A 15,098-nucleotide genomic window follows, 5' to 3' on the forward strand; every position below is an offset into this window, starting at 1 on the left:
TCGCCGGGTCAGGCAACGCTGCTCGATGATGCCGAGATAGCGGTCCCTCGCCCGGGACGACAACCCGAACGCCGCGAGCCCCTCGTGCGCCAGCGGCAGCAACCGGCGCAGCACCAGCTCGTCGGCGCCGACCCAGCCCAGACCCGGCCAGTACAACCGGGCATCGAGTCCGTACTTCGCGCCGAGACCCAGATTCTCTTGTGCCGCATCGAAACTCAAGCGGTGCCAGAGTGGGCGTTCGGAATCGACGAGCGCCCGCAGCGCTCCGTAGTAGAACGCGGCGTTCGCCATCATGTCGAGCACCGTCGGACCGGCCGGCAGTACGCGGTTCTCGACGCGCAGGTGGGGATGACCGTCGGCGATGTCGTACACCGGGCGGTTCCACCGGTAGATGGTGCCGTTGTGCATCTGCAGCTCACGCAGTTCCGGTACCCGGCCGGACGCCAGGTCCACCTCCGGGTCGGCGTCGGACACCTCCGGCAGCAGCGCTGGAAAGTACCGCGAATTCTCCTCGAACAGATCGATCACCGAGTCGATCCACCGTTCCCCGAACCACACCCGGGGACGCACACCCTGGTTCTTGAGTTCGAGGGTGCGGGTGTCCGTGGCCTGGGCGAACAGCGGAATCCGACTCTCGTGCCACAGCGACTTCCCTGCCAGGAAGGGCGAATTGGCAGCCAGCGCGACCTGCACACCCGCCAGGCACTGGGCAGCGTTCCAGTGCGCGGCGAACTCCTTCGGCGGCACCCGCAGATGCAACTGAAGCGATGTACACGCCGCCTCCGGCACCACCGAATTGGTGTCCGCCCGCAACTGTTCGACGATGTCGGTCCCGGGCAACGGCACCCCGTCGAGGTCGAGTTCGATGTCCTCGCCGCGCGCCGCGAAGATCTGCTCGTTGAGCGCCTCGTAGCGAGGATTGGCCGTGATCCATTCCCGGCCCAGGTGGTCGAGCTGGAGGGTCGGCAGCATCCCGACCATGACGAGTTGTGCGTTCTGGCGGTGCATGCGCTCGTCGGCACGTTTCAGGGACTGCCGCAGTTTCTCTTCGAGTTCGATGGTGGCGTCGCCGGTCAGCGGACCGGGTTCGACATTCATCTCGACGTTGAACTGCCCGAGCTCGGTCTGGAACACGGCCGAGTCGTCGATGGCCTGGAGAACCTCGAGGTTCGACATCGCCGGCGCCATGTCGTCGCGCACGAGATTGAACTCGATCTCCATGCCGAGTTGCGGTTCCGGCGGCTGGTGCACGTCGATGAACGCGTCGTCGCGCAACATGCGGTCGAGCACCGACACGCAGGCCTGCACCTTGCGGCGGAACTGACGACGGTCGTCACGGGTGAAGGACCGTACGTTGATCTCGGTACCCATGACACCCCAGTTCGATCCGAAAGCCGATGATCGTCAGCCTATCCCCGGATCGGGTCAGACGGCGCGGTAGCTGCTCCAGTCGGCGACGACACCGCGAGTGTTCAGCCACGCGTTCGGATCGGTCTTGTTGCCGTCCTGGTCCCACACCTCGAAGTGCAGGTGCGGTCCGGTGGACCAGCCGCGGTTGCCGACGGTGGCGATCTGATCGCCCGCGCTCACACGTTGACCGGCGGCGACCTGGTAGGTGTCGACGTGCCCGTAGACGGCGGTGCTGCCGTCGTCGTTGAGCACGCGCACCCACTGGCCGTAACCCGAGGCCGGACCGGCGTCGAGGACGGTGCCGTCGGAGGCGGACTTGATCGGTGTGCCGATCGGGGCGGCGATGTCGATGCCGCCGTGGTGCGCGCCCCAGCGCGACCCGAAGTCGGAGGTGAGCGTGCCCGAGACCGGCTGCACCGTCGACGGCGCCATCGGGTTCAGGTTGTTCAGCCAGTCGCCGGCGCCACCGAACTGGTCGACGAGATCGGCGAGCGGAGCGGGCAGTTCGGGGCCGTGCGCGTGATCGTGGCCGTGGTCGTCGACGGGAGCGGTGATACCCGGGACGACGGGAACCTCGAAGCCCGGGGGCAGCAGGCCCTCGGGAACCTCGAACGGCAGGGATCCGGTCTGTGCCGGCGCCGGAGCGGCAGCGGCGGTACCGGCGGCGAGCTGCGCGCCGACGGCAAAGAATGCGCCGGTGGCCGCGGCAACGGTCGCGGCCTTCACCGGAACCGACGGGCCGGTGGGCTCGATGCGGTGGCGGCCTCGCTCCGCGGCAGACCCGGGCAGGTCGAATTCGAAAACTGCCTCGTCACGTCCCCGCTGGTGCCGTCCCACAGTTGTTACCCCGTCTTCGTCCGCTTCCGTCCGGGATGGTCCCGGCCGTTCCTGGCGACCCAAGGTAACAAAACGATATCGCCGAGCGCCACCGTGACGTTTCCTTTATCTCGAGGTCCGGGAAACGTACCGACTCGTCGGTTTCGTACAGCCTGTGCGCATACGCCACGGGCGCGTGGATCCACCACGTCACAACAGCCGCTCCCTCGCCCGCTACACTCACACCCGCGCACCGAATCGGCTCGTCCGGCTCCCGCGCAACGCCCTCGTAGCTCAGGGGATAGAGCACGGCTCTCCTAAAGCCGGTGTCGCAGGTTCGAATCCTGCCGAGGGCACTCCCCTGCACTACCGTTGCGTCGTGTTCGACGCCCATCTGCACATCATCGATCCGCGGTTCCCTGTGATCGAGAACGACGGGTACCTGCCTCCGGCGTTCACCGCCACCGACTACCTGGCGCGGGTTTCCGCTCTCGGCGTGACCGGCGGCGCCGTCGTCTCGGGGTCGTTCCAGGGATTCGACCAGAGCTATCTGCTCGACGCGCTACGAGTGCTCGGTCCGGGTTTCGTCGGGGTCACCCAGCTTCCGGCGTCGGTGACCGACGACGAGATCCTCCGGCTCGACGAGGCCGGGGTTCGCGCGATCCGGTTCAACGTCCGCCGGGGTGGGTCGGCGTCCATCGGTGACCTCGGGGCACTCGCCCGCCGCGTCCACGACGTCGCCGGATGGCATGCCGAGTTGTACGTCGACGCGCGGGACCTGCCCGAACTCGCGGCGACGATCGACCGCCTTCCCGCGGTGAGCATCGATCACCTGGGGCTGACCGGGGAAGGACTTCCCCACCTGCTGAAACTCGCGGAGCGCGGAGTGCGGGTCAAGGCCACCGGGTTCGGGCGCGTCGACTTCGACATCCCGTCCGCGTTGCGTGCCGTCGCCGCGGCGAATCCGTCGGCACTGATGTTCGGCACCGACCTGCCGTCGACACGGGCGCCGCGGCCGTTCGCCGACGAGGACATCACGCTGGTCGTCGACGCTCTCGGGCCGGAACTCGCGGCGGCGGCTCTGTCCGGCAATGCGGCAGCGTTCTACCGGATCGAGCCGTAGCGCCAAGATCACCGAAACAGCCCCGGTCCCGGACCCGGCCGATAGACTCGTCCGAGTCAAACGGTGCGCGGGACGCGCCGCGTGCGCTTCGGGGAGCGCAGTGGTGGACGCCCGGACGTGACATCTACTTTCGAGGAAGCAGAAGCATGAGCGCCCTGCGAATCACCCGTCGAATTCTTGTTGCTGCAGCGCCGGTCGCGGCTGCGGTCCTCTTCACCGGTGTCGCGGCAGCAGCCCCGCCTCAAGGCATGGGAACCGCCGTGACGATCGGTTGCCTCAACCAGGGCAGTCTCGCATCGGCCACCGCTGTCACCGCGCAGGCCGGCCCCGAGGCCTCCCCGGCGATCGGGGCCGGCCAGGTGCTGTTCTCGACCGCGCCGGCGCTGGGACCGGTGCCCGCGGCCGGGCAGGTCACCGTGGGGTGGCTCAACCGGGACACCGGCCAGGCCGGGCTGACCGAGCTGGTCGGCACCTATCCGAATCTGTCGGCGGTGGTGAACACCGGACCGGGCAACGTGCTGACCACGGTCTTCGGTTCGGTCGGCCTGGCCAGCGGGCCGATCTGCAACTCGACCCCCGCAACTGGGATGATCTTCGTCCCCTGAGTTCACGGGCGGCTGAGTTCGCGCGCCGGTGACAGGCGGCGCCGGCGCGGCACGAGCATCGGCACCTGCGTGCGATAGGTCCGGTACCTGTCGCCGAAGGTGTCGATGAGGTCGTGTTCCTCGAACTGCACGGCGACGAGGACGTAACCGGTCGTGACCACGGCGAACAGCAGTCCTCCCGCGGACATGGTGGGTGCCACCCAGAACGCGATCAGGAATCCCGCGTACAGCGGGTGCCGCACGATCCGGTACAGGCGCGGGGTGAGGAATTCCGCGGTGGCGGCGGGCTTTCCGAGCTGATTGCGGAGAACCTGCCGCACGCCGAACAGGTCGAAGTGGTCGATCGCGAACGTCGACGCCAGCACCAGCGCGAACCCGCCGAGCGACACGACACAGAGCGCGATGCGCACCCACGTCGTCTCGACGTCCCACACCTGCTGGGGCAGCGGACGCCACTGCCACATCACCAGGGCGAGTGCGGCGGTGGCGAACAGGACATAGGTGGCGCGTTCGATCGGCGGCGGAACGAGGCGTGTCCAGCGGCGTTTGAACCAGGGCCGGGCCATCACCGAATGCTGCACCGCGAAAATCGACAGCAGCGCGAGGTCGACGAGAACCGCGACCGTGGCGGGTGCAGTGGGTCCGTCGTCGATGGTGCGGGGAACGACGAGTCCCTCGACCCATCCGATGGCGTAGAGGAAGACGACGGCGAACGCTGCGTAGGCGAGCATGCCGTACGCGGTCATGAGGGTGCGGGCGGGACGCGAGGCGGTGTGAGTGGTCATGCGCTCGAGTCTCGGCATTCGCGCGCACGCCGGACAGGCACCCGGGGGTGCAGGTTTCACCCCCCCTCCCGCTCAGCGGGGGCTGTACATGATCAGTCCCACCCCGACCAGGCACACCAGTGCCCCTGCGATGTCCCACCGGTCGGGGCGGAATCCGTCCATCAGCACTCCCCACAGCAGCGAACCGGCGACGAACACGCCTCCGTAGGCCGCGAGGATCCGGCCGAAGTTGGCGTCGGGCTGGAGCGTTGCGACGAATCCGTAGGCACCGAGCGCGAGGACACCGGCACCGATCCAGATCCAGCCGCGGTGCTCCCGCACGCCCTGCCACACGAGCCAGGCGCCGCCGATCTCGAACAGCGCAGCGACGGCGAACAGGACGAGCGATTTGGTGACGGTCACGCCGAAGACCCTACGGGGCCGGTCCTGCGGTGGCCGTCGGGCCCGAACTCCGCGCGCCGCACCGATTCTCCGCTCACCAGCACGGACACCATCGTCGATCGGCCGGGCGGAAGCACGCGGACGGTGACGGAACCATCGGCCACCGCGGCCAGCTCGTCGGCGATCGCGGACTGAACCCGTTCCCGCACAACGGGTTCGGCAGTGTCCATCCCGTGATCGTCGAGCAGGACGACCTCCACGCCGCGACGGCGCGCCGCGGCGACCTCCTCCACCAGGGCGATGTCCTGCAGCATCGGGGCGCGCAGGGTGTCGCGGAGCCGTGCCTCGAGCAGCAGGCAGTCCAGGCGTTCCGCATCGTCGAGTTCCGAACCCGACGCGATGCGCTCGAGAAGCGGGCGCGCGAGTTCGTCGAGCCGGTCGAGTTGCGCGTCGCGTTCCTCGATCATCGCCGACGCCGCGGCCTCGGCTGCGATCCGCTGGGTGGATTGTTCCCGCAGTGCGTAGATCGATCGGACGACCGGCCGGATCGTCAACGCGAAGACGGTGCCCATCAGCACGGGAGCGGCGTTGATCGCCAGGACCGCGAACCCGAATCGTTCGGGCTGCCCGGACCATACGAATGCCGTCGCGATCGTCAGTGCCAGGCCCAGCCAGGCGAGCCCGACGCGTCCCCGCACGCACATGAACGAGAAGATGATCTTCGACAGGCCGAGGGTCCACAGCGGCGAGAGGTCGGGCATCGGCAGCGCGGTGACGGACAGCACGAGGCCGCAGGAGACGACCCCGGTCGAGGCCAGCGCGATCGACGGGCCGAGCGGTATCGGATCGCCCGGGACCGCCACGAGTGCGACTGCGGCGGTGATGCACACCGCCGCAGCCAGGGCAGGCGGCCAGATGGATCCGGCGCCGGGCGCGGCGTAGGCGGCGAGCAGGACGCACGTGACGGCGTACGCGGCGACCAGCGCCCACGCGGCCGGGGTACGCATGCCGAGCAGATCGCGGATATCGGGGACGGGTCCGGTCATCGCTGCGGCTCCTGCCAGGTCAGTGTGACGATCGTGCCTTCCCGGGGCGCCGACGCGACCGTCGCGTCGCCTCCGTCGAGCGCCCGCATCCGCGCGCCGATGGAGACGGCGATGCCGAGCCGCCGGTCACCGATCCGGGCCGGATCGAACCCGACACCGTCGTCGGCCGCGGTGACGGTGAGGGCTCCGGGGGCGGCGTCGACGGTGACCGCTCGGACCGCCTCCGGCCCCGCGTGACGGACGCTGTTGCGCACCGCCTCGGCGAGCGCGGCGGTGAGGGCTCCGACCGCATCGCGCGGGTACAGCGCCGCCGAACCGTCCGCAGAGACGTTCACCGCGAAGGTGACGTTCTCGTCGACTTCGGTCGCGGCGGAACGGAGCCGGGCCACCACCGCGTCGAGGCCGGAACCCGACTGGGGATCCGAGCCGACACGGAGATCGTCGAGTTCGGCGACGGCGCGCCGGGCCTGCCCGACGACGCGTTCGTCCGTCTCGCGGCGGCCCGCGGACAGCAACGTCGACATCACCCGATCGTGGACGAGGGCGGCGAACCGGGCCCGTTCGGCGGATTTCGCCTCGGCCGCAGCGGCTGCGGACGCCGTGGCGTGCGTTGTCGCGATCGTCGCGTCGAGGGTCCGACCGGCACCGAGTCCCACCGTGGCGGCGCCGACGAACATCACCGAATACGTAGCGACGAATGCGATGTCCGGAAGCATGTGATGGTCGAACGGGAGGTCGCGCACCACCCGGTCGATCGTATGGACCAGCACTTCGACGACCGCGAGGTATGCGAACGGGCGCCAGGTTCGCCATGCCGCGACCGCGGACAGCGCGGGGAGCCCGGGAACGAGGGTGAGCCACATGGAGTCGTCGGTGGCCAGGTGTCCGCCGTTCCATGCCGGCCACCACAGCACGGCCACCGCGACGAACAGCCAGGCGTTGACCGCTGCGGCGCGCCGGATCCGGCTCACGTCCGGGTGGAAGGTCGCCGCCCCCATCGCCAGTGCCGAGCCGACGATCGCGGTCACCGCGAGCGGCGTCCACCACGCGGCGACCAGCGCCGCGGCGTCGACGATGTAACCGGCGACGGGCACCAGGTAGAACAGGTAACCGAGAACCACGAAGCGGACGAAGACGCGGAGGAACCGGTCGGCGGCGGAACTGCCGCCACCGAACCGGACGCGCCGGATCACAGCTCGTCGATGGTGATCAATCCGTCCTGCAAGGCCCGCGCGAGGAGCGACGCTTTGGTCGGGGCCATGCGCCCCACCTGGGCGTACTTGTCCCGGATCCGGGCGATGTGCGTGCTCACCGTTGTGGGTGCGACGAACAGCCGGGTCGCCACCTCCGACTTCGAGTCGCTCATCAGCCATTCGCGCAGGATCTCCACTTCCCGTGCCGACAGCGCCGGCTTGACACTCTCCCGGTTCACAGGGCGTTCGAGCATGCTGGTCATGAGGTCCTCCGGTCGTCGAGCGATCTGCCGCGAAATTACGCACTGCGCGCACGACTGCCGAGACGGATGTTCCTCTGCCCATGAAACCGGGGGCACCGTTACCTTTGCTTACAATATGTTCCGGCCCTCACCCGGCCGCGGACGCTCCGGGATCGGCAGCCACCCGTCTTCCACCGCCCGCTTGTACAGGTCCGTCTTGGTCGGCGCGGGCCGTCCCGCTTCCGCGTACTTCTGCCGGATGCGCTGCAGATAGTCGTTGACCGTCTGCGGCGCGAGACCGGTCAGCCGGGCCACGCGGTCGAGCTTCTCCCCCGACGCATACAGTTCCAGCACCTCGAGCTGGCGGGGACTCAACCCGACATCGCCGAGATCGGGGTCCCCGTCGATGGCCGCCGCCCATTCGGTGCTGACGACCTGCCCGCCGGCCGCCGCCGTCCGGATCGCCTCGACCACAACGGCTGCCGGGGCGGACTTCCGGACCACGCCGAGAACGCCCGCGCGGGCGGCCGAACGTACCAGGTACGGGTTCTCCGCGCCGGTGAAGATCAGGGTCTCGAGGCCCGCCGCCCGGAGTTGCTCGACGTTGCTCTTCGGTGACGAGCCGTCCTCGAGCCGGAGATCGAGGACCGCGAGATCGAGGCGGGCATTCAGGGCGAGCAGTTCCTTCACCGTCGGTGCGGCACAGACCAATTCCAGGTCGGGTTCGGTGGCGAGCATCGCCCCCAGACCGAGCACCACCGACTCGTGGTCCTCGACGACACCGACAGCGCGGACGGACATCCCGGAATCATCGGCCATCTTCGCCCCTCCCGGCATCCGATACCAACGCGAGAACGTTAGCAGGGGAAGAAAGAAACCCGACGTCAGGACTCGACACGGCGCACGTCGGAGGGTTCGATGTCGTCGCGCAGCCCCCGCCAGATCGGGTGCCGCAGGCGTCCCCCGTCCGTCCACGACTGGAAGCGCACCTCGCCCACCAGCCAGGGCGTCACCCATACCGCTCCCCGGGCGTCGACGGTCGGAAGTTTCTCCGCGAACGGCGAAGTGCGCCGCCGCAACCCCTGGAGGGTCGCGGTCAGCGTGGTGAGAGCACGGTCGTCGAATCCGGAACCGACACGCCCTACGAACACGAGGTCGTCCCCCTCGTGGACCCCGAGCAACAACGCACCGAACGTGTCCGCGCGGGCACCCTGTCCCGGGCGGTATCCCCCCACGACGACCTCCTGGGTCAGCCAGTTCTTGGCCTTGATCCACGCCGTGCCGCGTTTACCCGGCAGGTACACCGAGTCGCGCCGCTTGGCGACCACACCTTCCCAGCCTCGGTCGATGCTCTGCTCCAGCGCCACCGCGCCGTCGCCGGACAACGTCTCCGGCACCTGCAGGCCGGGCGCGGCCGCGCCGAGCAGCTCGAGCACCCGTCGCCGGTCACCGTAGGTCTTGCGTTGGAGGGACACCCCGTCGAGGTGGAGAACGTCGAACGCGAGGAACGTGGGCCGGCCACCGGACTGCAACGACGGGAAACTCGTGACGCCGTGCGTGTCGTAGGCGACGATCTCACCGTCGAGGACCACGTCGTGCCCGTCGAGGATCTGCGCGAGAATGCCCAGAGCCGGATACTCCCCGGTGATGTCCCGACCGGAACGCGACCGGATGCGCAGACCGCCGTCGTGAACCTCGACGATCGCGCGGATGCCGTCCCATTTTCCCTCGAACGCCCAGTTCTGCTCGTCGAGACCGGTCACGTCGCCGGGAGTCGAGAGCATGGGCACGAGGTCGTGGGGAAACGGGCCGGACGACGTGGTCTGCTGTTTCATGAGGTGGGCGAGCCACTGGGTGCCCTCGGTTCGGATCAGGGCGTACCGGCCCTGCAGACGACGGCCCTGCAACTGCACGATGACCTCGTCGTCCCGCCACTTCTCCGCAACGTAGGTCCCGGTGTCCCACACGGTCATCGTGCCGGCGCCGTACTCACCCTTCGGGATGGTGCCGTGGAACGTGAGGTATTCGAGCGGGTGGTCCTCGGTACGGACCGCCAGGTGATTGCGGCCCGGCTCGTCCGGCAGGTTCTTCGGAACCGCCCACGACGCCAGCACCCCGTCACGTTCGAGCCGCAGGTCGTAGTGCAACCGCCGGGCGCGGTGTTCCTGGATCACGAACCGGTCGCCGGGTCCCCCGGCCGCCACCGTGGCCGGCACCGGTTCGGGGGTGCGCGACGCGTCACGTTTACCGCGGTACTCGGCCAGCGCGTCCGACCGATCCTGAACGGGCAGCGGCGGATCCAGTTCAGCGAGCAGATCCCCGCCGGCCTCCACCCGCGCGAGCACTTCGTCGAACCGCAACTGGGACAGCCCGGGATCGTCGAGTTCGTCCCAGGTGCGCGGTGCCGCGACCCACGGCTGGTCACGGCCGCGCATCGAATACGGGGCAACGGTGGTCTTGGCCGCGTTGTTCTGACTCCAGTCGACGAAGACACGCCCTCCGCGAACGGCTTTCGCCATCGTCGCGGTCACGAGGTCGGGATACAGTTTCTCGAGATTCGACGCGACGGTGCGCGCGACGGTCGATGCACCGTCCGACTGCAACGGCCGGTCCAAGGGCACATAGAGGTGAATTCCCTTGCTGCCGCTGGTCACCGGATATGCCGTCCATCCCAGCTCGGCAACCGTGTCGCGCACCAGCCGCGCCACGTGCGCGCAGTCGGACAGTCCCACACCCTCCCCGGGGTCGAGATCGAACACGATGCGGGTCGCAGCACCCTGCGCGTTCCCCGCGAAACGCCACTGCGGGACATGCAGTTCCAGCGCGGCCTGCTGCCCGAGCCATGCGAGGGACGCCGCCGAATCGAACAGCGGATAGGTGACGGTGCGCTGCTTGTGACGCAGCGTTCGGCGGTCGAGCCACTTCGGGGCGTGCGCCGCCAGATTCTTCTCGAAGAATGCCTGGTCGTCGACGCCGTTCGGCCAGCGCTTACGGGTCGCTGCGCGGCCGGCGACATGCGGCAGCATCGCATCGGCGACCGCCACGTAGTAGTCGATCACCTCCCCTTTGGTGGTGCCGGTGCGGGGGTAGAGCACCTTGTCGAGGTTGGTCAAGTTCAGGCGATGATCCCCGAACGTCCGGGTCGGCATCACCTCATTGTGCCAATCACTTGCGCTGATCCTGCTGAATCGGGCCCACTCGACGAGTCGCCACCCCGGTGGCTCACGGAAACCGCCGGGGCGGCCGTCCTCGAATCGTCGTCAGCCGTAGAGTTCGGCGAATTTCCGCAGCGAGGCCTCGATATCGCCGCGCAGTGTCCGTGCCACACCCGAACCGATCGGCCCGAACAGCGGCGCACCACCGAGGTCGATCTTCAGCGACAGGTCCGATCCGTCCGTGGTACCCGCGACGGTCAGCAGCAGCCGGAACTTCGTTCCACCCTTGCCGCTTCCGCGCAGGACGAGATGGTGAGGGGCGTCGATCTCCTCGACCTTCCACGCGACCCGGTTGCGCATCCCCTTGACGGACACCACGGATTCGGCGGTTGCGCCCACTGCGAGCCGCTCCGGCAGGTCGCTGCGCCAGCCGTCGTGGATGGTCAGCCATTCGTCGAATCGATGCAGGTCCGACGCGGTGGCCCAGGCCCGTTCGGGATCGAGCGGGACGCGGGTGGTTACCTCGAGTTTCGCCATGCGCGGAAGCGTAGACATCGTTCCGCCCCGATCGCCAGCCCGGTTTCGCGGGCTCGGCTTTCATGTCGGACCCTTCGATTCTTGTTCGAACATGCTATCGAAGCAGGTGGGTGGAGACACGATCGAGGCGCAGCCGACCTCTCGACATCGCCGTCACCGTCCTGCTCGACGACCACATCGGGGGATCCGTGCTACCCGGAAAATCCCACACCTCCCGGCCGGGACGTGGCACACTGGGCGGTCGGAACAATCGAACGCCGACCGGGAAGGAAATCCGATGCACGCCACCTCGCACCCGCAGCGCATGTCGCAGAAGATGATTCACCTCCTGGATCGGGTCTCCGAATATTCCGCTCCGATCACCGGAGTTCGCGTCCACTGACGCCCCTCATCTCGGGGCGTGTGCGCCCCGAGTTTTCGTCACCGTCACGGTGACCGGCGGCCGATCTCGGCCACGCGGGACGATCACACCTCGAGGATCACCACTTTCCCTGTGAGAGAACGAGGTTGTCGATTGTCATGCACCGCTCACCCACCGCCGTCACGGCCCGCACCTGGATGAACACCCGGGTACGCGTACTCGGTTCCGCCTACGAGGATTTCGATGTCGTCCCGGCCGCCCGCGCCGTCGTGCTGCTCACCGAGGAACTCGCGATCACCCTCGTCGAGCATGCACCGCGTTTCGTCGTGCGCTCCCAGCACGTCGCGATTCCTCTGCCGCGCACCGTCCAGCTCCTCGACTACGTGCACGTGCCGCCGCGGCCCGTCGTCGACGACGACAGCCGCGCGAGTTTCGGCGCCGTCCTCGAACGTGACCACCACCGGTGCGCGTACTGCGGCCGGACCGGCGCGACGACGATCGACCACGTGTACCCGCGTAGCCGCGGCGGCGGCAACAGCTGGTCGAACCTCGTCGCATGCTGCGCGAGCTGCAACAACATCAAGTCGGACCGGACGCCGGAGGAAGCCCGGATGCCGTTGCTGTGGGTTCCTCGCGCACCCCGTACCGACCGTAAACGCCAGCGCGTGATCTGGCGCGACCTCGCACCGACACCGTGACCCCCGGAAGGAGGACCCCATGACCACAACGCTCGCCGAGCACCGGTTCACCGAGGTTCGGACCCCGGACTGGTCCACCGCCGCCTGCCGCGACGATCGGCACCCGGACCGCTGGTTTCCCGACCCGAGCGACTCGTTCGACTACGCGGCCGAGATCTGTGCCCGCTGCCCCATTGCCGTGGCGTGCGGTGCCTACGCGGCCGAATCGGGACAGTCGGGCGTGTGGGGCGGACGGGAGTTCCGGCGCGGCAAGCCGATTCGGTGAGTGCGCCCAGCAGCGCGACCGGCGGCGCCCGCGTACCGGATGCGAGGCTTCTCCCGGTGGCCGGGAAGCCGCATGCGCGACGTTCGAGGTGCCGATAGGTTCCGCGCGAGGAAAACCGCCGCATGCCCGAGAGGACCAACATGGCCGACGCCACGCCGATCCGCCCCATCCCGGCCGGAGAAGTCACCGAATGGACATACGAGTCCGACGTCGTCGTTGCGGGATACGGTGTCGCAGGCGCTTCCGCGGCGGTCGCCGCCGCCACCGCAGGCGCCGAGGTCCTGGTACTCGAGCGCGCCGGCGGCTGGGGCGGCGCGGCGTCGATGTCGGGTGGATTCATCTACCTGGGCGGTGGAACGCCTCTGCAGAAGGCGTGCGGGTTCGAGGACACCGCCGACAACATGAAAGCGTTCATGAAGGCCGCATTGGGGCCGGGCGTCGACGAATCCAAGATCGACGCGTACTGCGAGGGCAGTGTCGACCACTATCACTGGCTGACCGAGGAGTGTGGTGTCCCGTTCAAGATGAGCTTCTGGGGCGAGCCCGGATGGGAGCCGCCGGGTGACGACGGACTGCAGTACACCGGCGGTGAGAACGCCGCGCCCTTCAACGCGACCATTCCGCCAGCGCCGCGCGGCCACGTCCCGCAGATGAGCGACAAGCGCACCGGCGAGCAGGGCGGCGGCTACATGCTCATGAAGCCGCTCACCGACAAGGCCGCCGAACTGGGTGTCGGAGCCGAGTACGACATGCGCGTTCAGGCGTTGATCGTCGATACCGGCGGTCGCGTGGTCGGCGTACAGGCCAAGCAGTACGGCAAGGACGTCGCGGTACGCGCACGCAAGGGCGTCGTGCTCGCAACCGGCAGCTTCGCATACAACGACGACATGCTCGAGGCATACGCCCCGCGCCTGATCGGGCGACCCGCAGCGTCCATCGAGGAGCACGACGGCCGCGCGATCCGCATGGCTCAGGCCCTCGGCGCCGACCTCGCCCACATGGACGCCACCGAGGTTGCGTTCTTCTGCGATCCGCAGCTGTTCATCCGCGGAATCCTGGTGAACGGCCGCGGTCAGCGCTACATCAACGAGGACACCTACCCGGGTCGCATCGGCCAGGCCACACTGATCGAGAACCAGAACCAGTCGTTCCTCGTCATCGACGAGCAGGCGTACGAGGAGGGCATGTCCCGTCCGACGTCCAGCCCGCAGCTGCGTCACCAGCCCAAGCGGGTCGCCGAGTCCGTCGCCGAACTCGAGGCCGAGATGGGTTTGCCCGCAGGCGCGCTGCAGGCCACCGTCGACGTCTACAACCGTCACGCCGCGAACGGCGAGGACCCACTGTTCGGCAAGAAGACCGAATGGGTCAAGCCGATCGGCTCGCCCGTCGCGGCCATCGATCTGCGTGGAATGACCGGGGGCTTCACGCTCGGCGGCCTGCGCACCAGCGTCGACTCCGAGGTTCTGCACGTCTCCGGTGAGCCGATCCCGGGCCTGTTCGCCGCGGGACGCTGCACATCCGGTGTGAGCGCGGGCGGTTACGCATCCGGTGCGTCCCTGGGCGACGGCAGCTTCTTCGGTCGTCGCGCCGGCATCAGCGCCGCCAGGAGCTGATGCCGCACAAGGCCGTTCGAGTGCAGACACGTCCCCGGCCCTCGGATCAGGCATCCGGGGGCCCGGCGGTCTGCGGCGTCACGCCCGCGGCTTGCCCCACTCCCCTTCGACGGCAACGAGCCATCGTTCCACGCGCTCGATGGTTTCGGCGTGACCCAGGGTGAAGCCGAGAGCCTCCTCCATCACTACGACCCGGGACAGGCTGGTCGTGAGAACCGATGCGACGACGGGCGGAAAGTCCTCGTGCGCAACGCCGTACCGTTCCAGGAGTATCCCGATCGCCTCGGCCTGGTCTCGGCGGAACCGCTCGGAATAGTCGGCGAGCAGTTTCCGCAGCGCGGGCCGGTGCCGCGACATCGCTATGAATTCCATCGTCAGTGCGACGCCGCCCGGGTTGCTGCTGAACCGCCACAACGCCCACAGCGGCTGGGGTGATGCCAGCGCCTTCGCCTGGAACTCGAGACCCTGCTCGGCCCTCCGCCGGAATACCTCCGCGAGCAACTCGTCCATGTTCACGAAGTAGTAGTGCACGAGCTGCGGCTTGAGACCGGCCTGCTCGGCGACCCTACGGGACGAGACAGCTGCGTAACCGTGCTCGAGCATGACCTTTTCGGCAGCGTCCAGCAGGACCGTCCGATTCTTCGCATCGGGAGCCCCGATTCTGCGCGGCGAGGGCATGCGCGCTGTCCACCTCCACAATTCGAACCGGCAGCCGTTGTTGCCCGGACATCCTATCGCCCCGCAAACGTGTGACCTTGACCACGTTCCGTGCGGCATGCTATCCAAGTGCTCAGCATTGCTAGGCGAGTGCTCAGCATCGGGGCGAGTGGTCCACCGCAAGCCCCACACCAGACAGGAGCTGCCGTGA

Annotated in this window: 16 protein-coding genes and 1 tRNA gene; 6 read left to right on the plus strand and 11 right to left on the minus strand. The window is 68.4% G+C overall.

Annotation, left to right across the window (positions count from 1 at the left end; all coding sequences use genetic code 11):
• A partial coding sequence (locus tag A8G15_RS24335; RefSeq protein ID WP_068165493.1) for a glutamate-cysteine ligase family protein occupies nucleotides 1-1,371 on the minus strand: 1,371 nt, incomplete at its 3' end.
• Nucleotides 1,372-1,425: 54 nt separating this feature from the next.
• Nucleotides 1,426-2,247, minus strand: a complete 822-nt coding sequence (locus A8G15_RS24340) for a M23 family metallopeptidase (protein ID WP_068165495.1) — start codon at nucleotides 2,245-2,247, stop codon at nucleotides 1,426-1,428.
• Between the two features lie 262 nt (nucleotides 2,248-2,509).
• Here A8G15_RS24340 and A8G15_RS24345 point away from each other — a divergent pair.
• The 3 genes from A8G15_RS24345 (at nucleotide 2,510) to A8G15_RS24355 (ending at nucleotide 3,954) form a co-directional block, all read left to right on the plus strand.
• Nucleotides 2,510-2,582 (plus strand) — tRNA-Arg (locus A8G15_RS24345).
• A 23-nt stretch (nucleotides 2,583-2,605) separates the two neighbouring features.
• A complete protein-coding gene (locus A8G15_RS24350) occupies nucleotides 2,606-3,349 on the plus strand; it encodes an amidohydrolase family protein (protein ID WP_169833941.1) in 744 nt (247 codons plus the stop codon).
• A gap of 146 nt (nucleotides 3,350-3,495) precedes the next feature.
• Nucleotides 3,496-3,954: a hypothetical protein gene (locus A8G15_RS24355; RefSeq protein ID WP_068165499.1), complete on the plus strand. Its 459-nt coding sequence runs from the start codon at nucleotides 3,496-3,498 to the stop codon at nucleotides 3,952-3,954.
• Between the two features lie 2 nt (nucleotides 3,955-3,956).
• On the opposite strand, the gene mddA is transcribed toward A8G15_RS24355, so the two are convergent.
• The 8 genes from mddA to A8G15_RS24395 form a co-directional block, all read right to left on the minus strand.
• Nucleotides 3,957-4,739, minus strand: coding sequence for a methanethiol S-methyltransferase (gene mddA, locus A8G15_RS24360; protein ID WP_068165501.1), 783 nt, complete (start codon nucleotides 4,737-4,739; stop codon nucleotides 3,957-3,959).
• Between the two features lie 72 nt (nucleotides 4,740-4,811).
• The gene (locus A8G15_RS24365) at nucleotides 4,812-5,141 is read right to left on the minus strand and encodes a YnfA family protein (RefSeq protein ID WP_068165504.1); all 330 of its coding nucleotides are present in this window, start codon (nucleotides 5,139-5,141) and stop codon (nucleotides 4,812-4,814) included.
• Entirely contained in the window at nucleotides 5,138-6,166 is a 1,029-nt protein-coding gene (locus tag A8G15_RS24370) for a hypothetical protein (RefSeq protein ID WP_068165505.1), read from the minus strand. Before A8G15_RS24370 ends, A8G15_RS24365 begins: the two co-directional genes overlap by 4 nt.
• Entirely contained in the window at nucleotides 6,163-7,359 is a 1,197-nt protein-coding gene (locus A8G15_RS24375) for a sensor histidine kinase (protein WP_245687981.1), read from the minus strand. Before A8G15_RS24375 ends, A8G15_RS24370 begins: the two co-directional genes overlap by 4 nt.
• Nucleotides 7,356-7,622 (minus strand): LuxR C-terminal-related transcriptional regulator, encoded by a 267-nt coding sequence (locus tag A8G15_RS24380; protein ID WP_068165529.1) that lies wholly within the window; start codon nucleotides 7,620-7,622, stop codon nucleotides 7,356-7,358. Before A8G15_RS24380 ends, A8G15_RS24375 begins: the two co-directional genes overlap by 4 nt.
• Before the next feature lie 108 nt (nucleotides 7,623-7,730).
• The gene (locus A8G15_RS24385; protein WP_068165506.1) at nucleotides 7,731-8,420 is read right to left on the minus strand and encodes a response regulator transcription factor; all 690 of its coding nucleotides are present in this window, start codon (nucleotides 8,418-8,420) and stop codon (nucleotides 7,731-7,733) included.
• Between the two features lie 65 nt (nucleotides 8,421-8,485).
• Nucleotides 8,486-10,750, minus strand: a complete 2,265-nt coding sequence (locus tag A8G15_RS24390) for an ATP-dependent DNA ligase (protein WP_068165508.1) — start codon at nucleotides 10,748-10,750, stop codon at nucleotides 8,486-8,488.
• A gap of 111 nt (nucleotides 10,751-10,861) precedes the next feature.
• On the minus strand, nucleotides 10,862-11,293 hold the full coding sequence (locus A8G15_RS24395) for a type II toxin-antitoxin system Rv0910 family toxin (protein ID WP_068165510.1): 432 nt from the start codon (nucleotides 11,291-11,293) through the stop codon (nucleotides 10,862-10,864).
• A 519-nt stretch (nucleotides 11,294-11,812) separates the two neighbouring features.
• Here A8G15_RS24395 and A8G15_RS24400 point away from each other — a divergent pair.
• The 3 genes from A8G15_RS24400 (at nucleotide 11,813) to A8G15_RS24410 (ending at nucleotide 14,230) form a co-directional block, all read left to right on the plus strand.
• Nucleotides 11,813-12,352, plus strand: coding sequence for an HNH endonuclease (locus A8G15_RS24400; RefSeq protein ID WP_068165513.1), 540 nt, complete (start codon nucleotides 11,813-11,815; stop codon nucleotides 12,350-12,352).
• A gap of 19 nt (nucleotides 12,353-12,371) precedes the next feature.
• Nucleotides 12,372-12,617, plus strand: coding sequence for a WhiB family transcriptional regulator (locus A8G15_RS24405; protein WP_068165519.1), 246 nt, complete (start codon nucleotides 12,372-12,374; stop codon nucleotides 12,615-12,617).
• 140 nt (nucleotides 12,618-12,757) lie between these two features.
• Nucleotides 12,758-14,230, plus strand: coding sequence for an FAD-dependent oxidoreductase (locus A8G15_RS24410; RefSeq protein ID WP_068165530.1), 1,473 nt, complete (start codon nucleotides 12,758-12,760; stop codon nucleotides 14,228-14,230).
• Between the two features lie 78 nt (nucleotides 14,231-14,308).
• Here A8G15_RS24410 and A8G15_RS24415 read toward each other — a convergent pair whose 3' ends face one another.
• Nucleotides 14,309-14,908, minus strand: coding sequence for a TetR/AcrR family transcriptional regulator (locus A8G15_RS24415; protein ID WP_068165521.1), 600 nt, complete (start codon nucleotides 14,906-14,908; stop codon nucleotides 14,309-14,311).
• Nucleotides 14,909-15,098: the final 190 nt, after the last annotated feature.

The sequence above is a fragment of the Rhodococcus phenolicus genome (assembly GCF_001646785.1).
Taxonomy (GTDB): domain Bacteria; phylum Actinomycetota; class Actinomycetes; order Mycobacteriales; family Mycobacteriaceae; genus Rhodococcus; species Rhodococcus phenolicus.

Bases quoted from the DNA above. Each gene is read 5' to 3' on its own strand.
- A8G15_RS24415 (WP_068165521.1), bottom strand. From the start codon at position 14,908: ATGCCCTCGCCGCGCAGAATCGGGGCTCCCGATGCGAAGAATCGGACG.
- A8G15_RS24395 (WP_068165510.1), bottom strand. From the start codon at position 11,293: ATGGCGAAACTCGAGGTAACCACCCGCGTCCCGCTCGATCCCGAACGG.
- A8G15_RS24405 (WP_068165519.1), top strand. From the start codon at position 12,372: ATGACCACAACGCTCGCCGAGCACCGGTTCACCGAGGTTCGGACCCCG.
- A8G15_RS24400 (WP_068165513.1), top strand. From the start codon at position 11,813: ATGCACCGCTCACCCACCGCCGTCACGGCCCGCACCTGGATGAACACC.
- mddA (WP_068165501.1), bottom strand. From the start codon at position 4,739: ATGACCACTCACACCGCCTCGCGTCCCGCCCGCACCCTCATGACCGCG.
- A8G15_RS24370 (WP_068165505.1), bottom strand. From the start codon at position 6,166: ATGACCGGACCCGTCCCCGATATCCGCGATCTGCTCGGCATGCGTACC.
- A8G15_RS24390 (WP_068165508.1), bottom strand. From the start codon at position 10,750: ATGCCGACCCGGACGTTCGGGGATCATCGCCTGAACTTGACCAACCTC.
- A8G15_RS24410 (WP_068165530.1), top strand. From the start codon at position 12,758: ATGGCCGACGCCACGCCGATCCGCCCCATCCCGGCCGGAGAAGTCACC.
- A8G15_RS24355 (WP_068165499.1), top strand. From the start codon at position 3,496: ATGAGCGCCCTGCGAATCACCCGTCGAATTCTTGTTGCTGCAGCGCCG.
- A8G15_RS24385 (WP_068165506.1), bottom strand. From the start codon at position 8,420: ATGGCCGATGATTCCGGGATGTCCGTCCGCGCTGTCGGTGTCGTCGAG.
- A8G15_RS24380 (WP_068165529.1), bottom strand. From the start codon at position 7,622: ATGACCAGCATGCTCGAACGCCCTGTGAACCGGGAGAGTGTCAAGCCG.